At 70.9% G+C, this 10,597-nt stretch carries 10 protein-coding genes; 5 read left to right on the top strand and 5 right to left on the bottom strand.

Annotated features, from left to right (window positions below; genetic code table 11):
* The 4 genes from M8I34_RS11305 to M8I34_RS11290 all read right to left on the bottom strand — a co-directional run.
* Positions 1 to 1,204: DUF5667 domain-containing protein (locus M8I34_RS11305; protein ID WP_250049280.1), on the bottom strand; the 1,204-nt coding region annotated here is incomplete at its 3' end.
* A gap of 276 nt (positions 1,205 to 1,480) precedes the next feature.
* Positions 1,481 to 2,266 (bottom strand): ECF subfamily RNA polymerase sigma factor, BldN family, encoded by a 786-nt coding sequence (locus M8I34_RS11300; RefSeq protein WP_006604745.1) that lies wholly within the window; start codon positions 2,264 to 2,266, stop codon positions 1,481 to 1,483.
* A 330-nt stretch (positions 2,267 to 2,596) separates the two neighbouring features.
* The gene (locus tag M8I34_RS11295; protein ID WP_250049279.1) at positions 2,597 to 3,580 is read right to left on the bottom strand and encodes an HAD family phosphatase; all 984 of its coding nucleotides are present in this window, start codon (positions 3,578 to 3,580) and stop codon (positions 2,597 to 2,599) included.
* A gap of 225 nt (positions 3,581 to 3,805) precedes the next feature.
* Entirely contained in the window at positions 3,806 to 4,084 is a 279-nt protein-coding gene (locus tag M8I34_RS11290) for a glutaredoxin family protein (RefSeq protein WP_030985889.1), read from the bottom strand.
* Between the two features lie 433 nt (positions 4,085 to 4,517).
* Here M8I34_RS11290 and M8I34_RS11285 point away from each other — a divergent pair, with 433 nt between their 5' ends.
* From M8I34_RS11285 to M8I34_RS11270, 4 genes are read left to right on the top strand one after another with little or no spacing between them, the layout of a single operon-like run.
* A complete protein-coding gene (locus M8I34_RS11285; protein WP_250049278.1) occupies positions 4,518 to 5,291 on the top strand; it encodes a redox-sensing transcriptional repressor Rex in 774 nt (257 codons plus the stop codon).
* Complete coding sequence (locus tag M8I34_RS11280) at positions 5,288 to 6,655, top strand: glutamyl-tRNA reductase (RefSeq protein WP_244413951.1); 1,368 nt, start codon at positions 5,288 to 5,290, stop codon at positions 6,653 to 6,655. Before M8I34_RS11285 ends, M8I34_RS11280 begins: the two co-directional genes overlap by 4 nt.
* Positions 6,652 to 7,641, top strand: coding sequence for a hydroxymethylbilane synthase (gene hemC, locus M8I34_RS11275; RefSeq protein WP_250049277.1), 990 nt, complete (start codon positions 6,652 to 6,654; stop codon positions 7,639 to 7,641). Before M8I34_RS11280 ends, hemC begins: the two co-directional genes overlap by 4 nt.
* Entirely contained in the window at positions 7,638 to 9,296 is a 1,659-nt protein-coding gene (locus M8I34_RS11270) for a bifunctional uroporphyrinogen-III C-methyltransferase/uroporphyrinogen-III synthase (RefSeq protein ID WP_250049276.1), read from the top strand. Before hemC ends, M8I34_RS11270 begins: the two co-directional genes overlap by 4 nt.
* A gap of 53 nt (positions 9,297 to 9,349) precedes the next feature.
* On the opposite strand, the gene M8I34_RS11265 is transcribed toward M8I34_RS11270, so the two are convergent.
* Positions 9,350 to 9,487: a hypothetical protein gene (locus M8I34_RS11265; protein WP_250049275.1), complete on the bottom strand. Its 138-nt coding sequence runs from the start codon at positions 9,485 to 9,487 to the stop codon at positions 9,350 to 9,352.
* 41 nt (positions 9,488 to 9,528) lie between these two features.
* Here M8I34_RS11265 and hemB point away from each other — a divergent pair, with 41 nt between their 5' ends.
* Positions 9,529 to 10,518: a porphobilinogen synthase gene (gene hemB, locus M8I34_RS11260; RefSeq protein WP_250049274.1), complete on the top strand. Its 990-nt coding sequence runs from the start codon at positions 9,529 to 9,531 to the stop codon at positions 10,516 to 10,518.
* The last annotated feature ends 79 nt before the right edge of the window (positions 10,519 to 10,597 follow it).

Below are 10,597 nucleotides of genomic sequence, written 5' to 3'. Positions count from 1 at the left end.
GGAGATCCTCGCCGTCGATGCCCAGACCGGGAAGCAGCCCCGGGATCAGCGGCGGGAGGGTGACGTCGGGCTGACCGCCGGTGTCCCGGCCACCGTGGTGGTGGCCCCGGTCGTGCGGGGACGGGCTGCCCTTGGACGGCGGGTCCAGCAGGCCGCCCGTATTGCCGCCGAGCAGGCCGTCCTCCTGGGACGGTGAGGCCGACGGGCGGGGGGCGTGCGAGCCCCGGGCGTGTTTGCCGGGGGAGGACTTGCTGCCGGACGGCGCATGGCGCCCGTCGGAGCCGGAGCCGGTGTGCGTGGAGCCCGGCGTGTTGCGGTGGTGGCTACGGCCGTCCCGGGTGGGCGGCAGCAGCGGGCGGAGCGGACCGACCTCTTTGTCTATGGCGTCGAAGACCGAACTGACCTGGTCACGGACGTCCGTGAGCTGCGCGGGGAGCCGGTCGCGCAACTGCGACCAGGTGCTGCGGTGCGACTTGGTAAAGGAGTTCAGCGCCTGGATGGGGCCGAGTGAACCATCACGTTCGTACGCCTGGTGCAGCAGGCGGTGGCCCTCGCCCGCGTCGTGGGTGACGCCGGCGAGCGCCTTGCGGACCTCGCTGAGCGCTTCGTGGTCGAGGTCGGCGACCCGGGCGCGCTCCATCAGCCGACGGGCCTCCATCATGCGGATGGCGGCTTGGTCCAGATAGAGCAGGCCGCGATCGGAGTCGTCGTCGGCCATGTTGAGCTTGAGATCCTCCATGCCGCGCTTGAGGCCGTAGAGGGAGTCGCCCGGGAGGGCGTCGGAGCTGGCCGCGGCGACGCCGGTGAAGGCGCCGGCGGCGACGCCGACCGTCAGCCCGCCCGCCGCCAGTCCCTTGGAGAGGCGGGAGCGCGGACGCAGCCTGCCCATCGATTTCGTGGCGCGGTGCGCGCCCCTGTGTTCGCGCTGCTCGGGCACCCTGGCACCGTCGGACGGAGCGCCTTCGGCGAAGGCGGACTCCATCGCGGCGATGAGCTGGGCGCGCTGGACAGTCTTGACCTCGGCTGCCATCTCCGGCCTCGGGAGTTTCCCGAGGCCGTCGGCGACCGCCAACAGCCGTGCTTCGCCCGGCGCTTGCGCCGGATTGTCGACCTGGTCCTCGGCCGCCGTGCCCTCGAGGACCTGCTCCTCGAAGGCCTGGGCGAAGGCGTTGGCCCGCCGGTGCACCGAGACATTCGCGATCACGGGCGGCACCTCCTCTCGTCATCCCGCTCGACTCCCCGGACTGGCTTTGACTGTCCAGACGGACCGGACGGTTGCAAGCCTTTGTCCGCAGCCACTCGATCGAGTGAGAGGCGGCGGGCAAGGCATGACCGCATGGAGCCTGCATCCCGCACAACGAGCGGCGCGGCACTCGGGTTACGCACTCACGATGATCTGACCGACCGGGTATGGAAGGTCACGAAGAGTGAGCAGTCGGGGCATGGGGCTGGTGGTCGACATTTGCGGATAGGGGGTGGGTCAGCGGGCGTCTTCGGGGAGCAGCCGCGCCAGGGTGCGGACGGCGCGGTACTGGAGGGTCTTGATCGCGCCCTCGTTCTTGCCCATGACGCGGGCGGTCTCGGCGACCGAGAGGCCCTGGAGGAAGCGCAGCGTGACGCACTCCTGCTGCTGGGGGTTGAGCTTGCGGACCGCCTCCAGCAGGGCGGCGTTGGAGAGGGATTCGAGGACCGAGTCCTCGGGACTGCGCTCGACCTCGTTGGCGTCGAGCATCTCTCCGGTGGTGACTTCCAGGCGGAAGCGTGAGGACTTGAAGTGGTCGGCGACGAGGTTGCGGGCGATGGTCACCAGCCAGGCGCCGAAATCACGGCCCTGCCAGGTGAAGGTGCCGATCCGGCGCAGGGCGCGCAGAAAGGTCTCGCTGGTGAGGTCCTCGGCCGTGGCGCGGCCGCCGACGCGGTAGTAGATGTAGCGGTAGACCGTGTCGGCGTACTGGTCGTAGAGGCGGCCGAAGGCTTCGGCCTCGCCCGCCTGGGCTCGTTCGACGAGGTCCATCATGCGACGGCTGTCGCTGTCGGCGGGGCGACGGGCGGTGGTCGTGCCGGTGCCGGATCGGCGGGTTCTGCCGGCGGCCTTTCCGACCGCAGCACTCCCGTCGGCCAGGGCGTAGCAGGGTCCGGCGGCGGGGACGGCTGAGGCGAATGCGGGGACGGCGTACGCGGTGGGGACAAAACTGCGCAGGTGGTCGACGAGTGTCGTACGCAGCGTAGCCAGGCCCGAGGCGTCAACCCCGACGTGTGGGTACACGGGACTCCCAGAGGCAGAGCTTCCATCACGTGCAGTGCGGGACCGTTCACTCGTCGTAGGGACGTGTGGGTTCCGGATTGCGTCTGAGGAGAATAACGCTTCGTACAGGCAGCGCTACACCCAGTTGCTCAAATCATCGATTACTTACGGTCCGTGCCGGGTTGGTGGCAGATCAAGTATCGAATACTGAGCAACTTTTGATCGGAAGGGAACGCAATCTGCCTGGTTGGAAGGCGTGTTGTGCTTAACCGGCAGCAACGGGACTGAGGGAGCGGCGGAGGGGGTAGGCAGAGGGGATGGCCCGCCGTGTCGTGAGGCGATCAGGCCTGGTCAGCGGCGTCGGCGCTGGAGCGCGACCGCGGCCGCGGCGCCGCCTGCGAGGGCGCCCACCCCGGCTGCCGCGGGGATGCCGATCTTGGCGGCTTTGCGGCCGGTCCGGTAGTCGCGCAGCCGCCACCCCTGCTCCCGGGCGTGCTTGCGCAGCCGGCTGTCAGGATTGATCGCATAGGGGTGCCCGACGAGCGAGAGCATCGGGATGTCGTTGGCCGAGTCGCTGTAGGCGGCGCAGTGCGAGAGGTCCAGGCCCTCGGCGGATGCCAGGGCGCGGACCGCCTCGGCCTTGGCGGGGCCGTGCAGCGGCTCGCCGACCAGCTTTCCCGTGTAGACACCGCCGACGGACTCGGCGACGGTGCCCAGCGCGCCGGTCAGGCCGAGCCTGCGGGCGATGATCGTTGCGGTCTCGACGGGGGCCGCGGTCACCAGCCAGACCTTCTGGCCCGCGTCGAGGTGGGCCTGGGCCAGGGCGCGGGTGCCGGGCCAGACCCGCTCGGCCATGTACTCGTCGTAGATCTCCTCGCCGATGGACATCAGCTCGGCGACGCGGTGGCCCTGGACGATGGACAGCGCGCTGTTGCGGACGTCCGCCATGTGCTCGGGGTTCTCCGAGCCGGCCAGCCGGAAGTAGATCTGCTGCCAGGCGAAGCGGGCCAGGTCACGCTTGTGGAAGAAGCGCCGCTTGTACAGGCCGCGGCCGAAGTGGAACAGCGCGGCGCCCTGCATGACGGTGTTGTCCAGGTCGAAGAAGGCGGCGGCCGCCGTGTCCCCGACGACCGGGAAATCGGGTTCCGCCGTGGTCTCGGTCTCCTCGGCGGGCGGCGCTTCCTGGGAGGACTTACGGGCGGCTTCCGCCGCGGCCTCGCCGGCCAGCACACTGCGGGCCGTGGCGGGTCGTCTGCGGCGGGTGAACCAGCCCAGGGAGAAGAGTGCCGCGGGGGCACTCCAGCGGGGGCGGTGAGCGGGCGACGGGCGGGCCATGGCGCTAGCGTAGCCAGTTTGTTCGGTGCAACTGGTTACGGGCGCGTGTCAGGAAGGCCTGGAGAGAGGCAAGCGTGCATTACGGCCACCTCTGCGGGGCCTTAGGGACTGGGCGAACACTTCCCGTAAGGGGAGGAAGGACCCCCTGCGGGCCACAACGTGGCGGGGGAGGGGGGTGTTCCCGAGGGCGGGGATATTCCCGGGGGGTGGGCCGGTGGCTCGGGTTCAGGCGCCCAGGGCCGTGCGCAGGCGTTTCGGGTCGACTCGCCAGAAGTCGTGCTGGGCGCCGTCGACGAGGATGACCGGAATCTGCTCCCAGTACTTGCGGTGCAGCTCGGCGTCCTCGGTGATGTCTTTCTTCTCCCAGGACGCGCCGGTCTCCGCGCAGATTTTCTCGATGACGGCCTGGGCGTCGTCGCAGAGGTGGCAGCCCGGCTTGCCGACGAGGGTGACCATCCGGTCGGCGGGGTTCTTGCGGGGGCTGCGGCTGAACAAAGGGGCCATGGAGCCATTGTGCCGGGTCGGGGCGGCGGGAGGGCGTGCCGTGGCGGCCGCGACGGGCCGTGACGCGGGAGGGTGTGCCGTGCGGGCCGGGGCCGGGAGTCGCGTTGCCGGGCCGGTCGGCGAGGCGCGCCCGCGGCCGTCCGGGTCGATTACCATCGGTGGGCGATTTGTAGGTTTCCGGGGGTATAGCGGTGAGGAGTGAGGGCCCGTGCTCCCGTGGGTGCTGCTGTGTTTCGCGGGCGGCGCGAGTGAACGGTGTGACGTGGGAGTTGGTTCCGCGGCGGCTTGTAATCGCCGCGTGACCCCGGTCACTTTGGGCGGACAAACCGGACACCATCTTTGTGCACGCGTTCACAAAGACATAGCCTGCACAAGACAGGGCGGTCGGGTTTCATGCGGTCGCCCGCAGCCCCGCTCTACCCGCAGGAGCACCGTGGCAACTGGCCGAACTCACCGACCGGCGACCCGCAGCCGAGGCATTCCCGAGGCCACGGTCGCCCGGCTCCCGCTGTATCTGCGTGCACTGACCGCGCTCTCCGAGCGTTCGGTCCCCACGGTCTCCTCCGAGGAACTCGCAGCCGCGGCCGGGGTCAACTCCGCCAAGCTGCGCAAGGACTTCTCCTACCTCGGCTCCTACGGGACCCGCGGGGTCGGCTACGACGTGGAGTACCTCGTCTACCAGATCTCGCGTGAGCTGGGGCTGACGCAGGACTGGCCGGTTGTCATCGTCGGTATCGGTAATCTCGGCGCCGCGCTCGCCAACTACGGCGGCTTCGCCTCCCGTGGCTTCCGTGTCGCCGCGCTGATCGACGCGGACCCGGCCATGGCCGGCAAGCCCGTCGCGGGCATCGCTGTCCAGCACACCGACGAGCTGGAGCACATCATCGAGAGCGACGGCGTCTCGATCGGCGTCATCGCCACGCCGGCCGGGGCCGCCCAGCAGGTCTGCGACCGGCTGGTCGCCGCCGGTGTCACCTCGATCCTCAACTTTGCGCCGACCGTGCTGACCGTCCCCGACGGGGTGGACGTCCGCAAGGTCGACCTGTCGATAGAACTCCAGATTCTCGCCTTCCACGAGCAGCGCAAGGCGGGCGAGGAGGCCGGGCCCGACGGCGGCGCGCCGGCCCCGGCCGCCCGTGCTGCCGCCGCCGCGGCGGGCGACCGTAAGGGACCTGACGGGGACATGCCCGCCGTGATGCCGGCATGACCCTCCTGGTCGTCGGACTGAGCCATCGCAGCGCGCCGGTGAGCGTGCTGGAGCGGGCCGCGCTCGCCCCGGAGGCGCGCGGCAAGCTGCTCCAGGACGCGGTGTCGGCCGAACCGGTCACCGAGTCCGCGGTGCTCTCCACCTGCAACCGCATCGAGCTCTACGCCGACGTGGACAAGTTCCACGCGGGCGTCGCCGAGCTCTCCACCCTCCTGGCCCGCCACAGCGGCGCCGGCCTGGAGGAGCTCACCCCTTATCTCTACGTCCACTACGAGGACCGCGCGGTCCACCACCTCTTCTCGGTGGCCTGCGGCCTGGACTCGATGGTCGTCGGCGAGGGCCAGATCCTCGGGCAGATCAAGGACGCGCTGGCCGTCGCCCAGGAACTGCACACCGCGGGACGGCTGCTGAACGACCTGTTCCAGCAGGCCCTGCGGGTCGGCAAGCGCGCCCACAGCGAGACCGGCATCGACAAGGCCGGCCAGTCGCTGGTCACCTTCGGGCTGGAGCAGCTCGCGGACGGCCAGGACGTCGAGACCTGGGCGCACGGCAAGCGGGCGCTGGTCATCGGCGCCGGATCGATGTCGTCGCTGGCCGCCACCACCCTCGTACGGGCCGGTATCGGTGAACTGATCGTCGCCAACCGCACCGTCGAGCGTGCCGACCGGCTCGTCCAGATCCTCACCGAGGCGGGCAGTCCCGGCGCCGCGAAAGCGCTGACCGCCCGTGCGGCCGCCATGACCTCCGTCCCGGACGAGCTGGCGCTCGCCGACATCGTGGTCTCCTGTACCGGCGCGACCGGCCTGGTCCTGGCCGGCGAGATGGTCGCCGCCGCACGCGAGGGGAACACGGCGCCGCTGGCGCTGCTGGACCTCGCGATGCCGCGGGACATAGATGCCGCGGTGCACCGGATCGAGGGCGCGCATCTCGTCGACATCGAGTCGCTGGCCGACGCGTCCGCGGACGCGCCGATGGCGGCCGACGTGGACAAGGTGCGCGGCATCGTCTCCGATGAGGTCGCCGCGTTCGGCGCGGCCCAGCGGGCCGCGCACATCACCCCCACCGTGGTCGCCCTGCGCACCATGGCAGCGGATGTCGTCGCCGGTGAGATCACCCGGCTCGACGGCCGCCTTCCCGACCTGGACGACAAGCAGCGCGCGGAGATCACCCAGACCGTGCGCCGCGTCGTCGACAAGCTCCTGCACGCGCCCACCGTCCGGGTCAAGCAGCTCGCCAGCGAGCCCGGCGGAGCCGGGTATGCGGACGCCCTGCGGGAACTCTTCGATCTCGACCCCCAGACGGTCGCCGCCGTCAGCCGGGCCGACACGCGCGCCGACAGGCACGATGCACGGGAGCGGGCATGACCGACAGCACTACGAGAGCACTGCGGCTGGGCACGCGGCGCAGCAAGCTCGCCATGGCCCAGTCCGGACAGGTCGCCGAGGCGGTACGCGAGCTGACGGGCCGTCCCGTCGAGCTGGTGGAGATCACCACCTACGGCGACACCTCCCGGGAGCACCTCGCGCAGATCGGCGGCAGCGGCGTCTTCGTCTCCGCGCTGCGCGACGCGTTGCTCGCCGGGGAGATCGACTTCGCCGTCCACTCCCTCAAGGACCTGCCCACCGCGCAGCCCGAGGCCCTCACCCTGGCCGCGATCCCCGTACGGGAAGACCCCCGTGACGCGCTGATCGCCAGGGACGGGCTGACGTTCGAGCAGCTGACCGCCGACGAGGACCGGGTGGCCCGTATCGGCACCGGCTCGCCCCGGCGGATGGCGCAGCTCAACGCCTGGGCCAGGTCGTTGGGCCGGCGTGTGGAGACCGTGCCGATACGCGGGAACATCGACACCCGCATCGGTTTCGTCGAGAAGGGTGAACTGGACGCGGTCGTACTGGCCGCCGCCGGGCTCACCCGTATCGGCCGGATCGACGAGGCGACACAGCTGCTGTCGCCCGACGTGATTTTGCCCGCCCCCGGCCAGGGGGCACTGGCGATCGAGTGCGCTGCGGTCAACGTGGATCTCATCGCCCGGCTCGCCGAGCTCGACGACCCGGACACCCGGGCCGCCGTGACCGCCGAGCGTTCCCTGCTCGCCGCCCTGGAGGCCGGCTGTTCCGCACCCGTCGGAGCACTGGCCGACCTTCAGGCCGACGAGCAGGCTGTCACCGAATTGCATCTGCGTGGTGTCGTCGGCACGACCGACGGCAGCACGCTGGTGCAACTGTCCACCACCGGGCACGTACCCGCCTCTCCCGACGACGTGTCGACCCCGCTGAACATGGGTCATGAACTCGCCGCCGAGATGCTCGCCAAGGGTGCGGCCGGTCTTATGGGGGAGCGAGCACTTTGAACCCCACCGCCCCAAACCACTCCGCCTCCGGTCAGGTCACCTTCCTGGGTGCCGGGCCGGGAGACCCGGGTCTGCTGACGCTGCGTGCCGTGGAGGCGCTGGCCTCCGCGGACGTACTCATCGCCGACCCGCAGGTGCTGGACGTCGTGCGCGTGCATGCCCGCGCACAAGTGGACACACCACTCCAGGCATCAGCTGACGAGGCGTCAATCCCCGTCACCCCCAACGGCGTTTCCACCCTTCGGGACACCGCCAATCTTGTCATGGCGGCCGCCCGTGCGGGCAAGCGGGTCGTACGGGCCGTCACCGGAGACCCCGGCCTCGACGGTTATGTCGCCGAGGAGATGCTGGCGTGCGCCGCCGAGGGCATCGTCTTCGAGGTGGTGCCCGGCATCGCCGCGGCCGTCGGCGTGCCCGCGTACGCCGGTGTCCCGCTACGCGACGCCCAGGGCACCGACGTGCGCTTCATCGACGCCCGCAGCGCCGACGCGCGCTGCTGGTCCGAGGTGGGTGCCAGTGACGCCACCGCCGTCGTCTCCACCACCCTCGACTCGGTGGCCGCGGCCGCCGGTGAGCTGGTGTCCGGGGGCCGCAAGCCGGACACCCCGATGACCGTCACCGTCGCCGGCACCACCACCCGCCAGCGCACCTGGACCGCCACCCTCGGGTCGGTCGCCCAGGTGCTCAAGGCCGCCAAGGTGCTGCCTTCGGCGGACGGCGGCCAGCCGGTCATAGCCGTGGTCGGTGAGCGCAGTGCCGCAGCCCAGCGCGACCGTCTCTCGTGGTTCGAGTCCAAGCCGCTCTTCGGCTGGCGGGTGCTCGTGCCGCGGACGAAGGAGCAGGCTGCGTCGCTCTCCGACCAGCTCGTTTCGTACGGCGCGGTGCCGCATGAGGTCCCGACCATCGCCGTCGAGCCGCCGCGCACCCCGCAGCAGATGGAGCGCGCGGTCAAGGGTCTGGTCACCGGCCGCTACGAGTGGATCGCCTTCACCTCGGTCAACGCCGTCAAGGCGGTCCGGGAGAAGTTCGAGGAGTACGGCCTGGACGCCCGCGCCTTCGCCGGGATCAAGGTCGCCGCGGTCGGCGAACAGACCGCCAAGGCGCTGGTCGCCTTCGGTGTGAAGCCCGACCTGGTGCCGAGCGGTGAGCAGTCGGCCGCCGGTCTCCTGGAGGACTGGCCGCCCTACGACGCGGTCTTCGACCCGATCGACCGCGTCTTCCTGCCGCGCGCCGACATCGCCACCGAGACCCTGGTCGCCGGGCTGATCGAGCTGGGCTGGGAGGTCGACGACGTCACCGCCTACCGGACGGTGCGCGCCTCGCCGCCGCCGGCCGAGACGCGTGAGGCGATCAAGGGCGGCGGTTTTGACGCCGTGCTCTTCACGTCCTCGTCGACCGTCCGGAACCTGGTCGGTATCGCGGGCAAGCCGCACAACGTGACGGTCATCGCCTGTATCGGCCCGGCCACCGCCAAGACCGCCGAGGAGCACGGGCTGCGGGTGGACGTCATGTCGCCCGAGCCGTCGGTGCACAAGCTGGCCGAGGCGCTCGCGGACTTCGGCGCGGCGCGGCGCGATGCCGCGATCGAGGCCGGGGACCCGGTCACCCGGCCCAGCGAGCGGCGGCCCGGGTCGCGGAGACGGGCTCGTAGCTAGCAGCGATAGCAGGATTGCTTTGAAGGGCGCCTCTCTTGGGGCGCCCTTCTGCGTTACTGCCGCTCGGTGGCGTACGGCAGGAAGCCGGCCCCGGTGATGGGGGTGAAGGTGAGCCGGCGTCGGGTGATCTCGCTGGTCCCGCTTTCGCGGCCTGAGCGGGCGGCCATTGCGGCCGCGACTGCCGACGACACGTCGGCAAAGGCAGGGGCAAAGCGGGCGTAGCGTGGGCGGTATGACGAAGTACGGAAGCTTCCCCGGTGCGCGGCCCCGGCGGCTGCGTACCACCCCCGCCATGCGGCGGATGGTGGCCGAACACCGGCTGCACCCCGCAGACCTGATCCTTCCCGCGTTCGTGCGGGAGGGGATCGGCGAGCCGGTGCCGATCTCCGCGATGCCGGGCGTCGTCCAGCACACCCGCGACACGCTGCGGAAGGCCGCCGTGGAGGCGGTCGACGCGGGGGTCGCCGGGATCATGCTGTTCGGGGTGCCCGAGGACGCGAAGAAGGACGGCGCCGGTACGGCGGGCACCGACCCCGACGGGATCTTGCAGGTCGCCATCCGTGATGTGAAGGCCGAGGTCGGTGACGACCTCGTCATCATGTCGGACCTGTGCCTGGACGAGTACACCGATCACGGGCACTGCGGCGTCCTGGATGCCGAGGGGCGGGTCGACAACGACGCGACGCTGGAGCGCTACGCCGAGATGGCGCAGGTGCAGGCCGACGCGGGCGTCCATGTCGTGGGCCCCAGCGGCATGATGGACGGCCAGGTCGGCGTCATCCGTGACGCGCTCGACCAGACCGGCCACGAGAACGTCTCGGTCCTTGCCTACACGGCGAAGTACTCCTCGGCCTTCTACGGGCCCTTCCGGGAGGCCGTCGGCTCGTCGCTCCAGGGCGACCGCAAGACGTACCAGCAGGACCCGGCCAACCTCCGTGAGTCGATGCGCGAGCTGGCGCTCGACCTGGAGGAGGGCGCCGACATGGTGATGGTCAAGCCGGCGATGCCGTATCTCGACGTGCTGGCGAAGGTCGCGGACGCGGTGGACGTGCCCGTCGCCGCGTACCAGATCTCCGGTGAGTACGCGATGATCGAGGCGGCCGCCGAGAAGGGCTGGATCGACCGGGACAAGGCGATCCTGGAGGCGCTGACCGGTATCAAGCGGGCCGGTGCCGACATGATCCTCACGTACTGGGCGACGGAGGTCGCGCGGGGGCTGTGACCGCCCGCCCGACCGGTTGTGTCGTGCCGAAGCTCCCGTCCCCGGGGTCCGGGGACGGGAGCTTCGTCGTCGGCGCGAC

Source organism: Streptomyces sp. MCA2, assembly GCF_023544705.1.
Taxonomy (GTDB): domain Bacteria; phylum Actinomycetota; class Actinomycetes; order Streptomycetales; family Streptomycetaceae; genus Streptomyces; species Streptomyces decoyicus.
This window is presented reverse-complemented; position numbering and strand designations above follow the sequence as displayed.

Coding starts and splice junctions, on each gene's coding strand:
- M8I34_RS11295 (WP_250049279.1), bottom strand. CDS start 3,580: ATGGCCCGCCCGTCGCCCGCTCACCGCCCCCGCTGGAGTGCCCCCGCG.
- M8I34_RS11290 (WP_030985889.1), bottom strand. CDS start 4,084: ATGGCCCCTTTGTTCAGCCGCAGCCCCCGCAAGAACCCCGCCGACCGG.
- M8I34_RS11280 (WP_244413951.1), top strand. CDS start 5,288: ATGACCCTCCTGGTCGTCGGACTGAGCCATCGCAGCGCGCCGGTGAGC.
- hemC (WP_250049277.1), top strand. CDS start 6,652: ATGACCGACAGCACTACGAGAGCACTGCGGCTGGGCACGCGGCGCAGC.
- hemB (WP_250049274.1), top strand. CDS start 9,529: ATGACGAAGTACGGAAGCTTCCCCGGTGCGCGGCCCCGGCGGCTGCGT.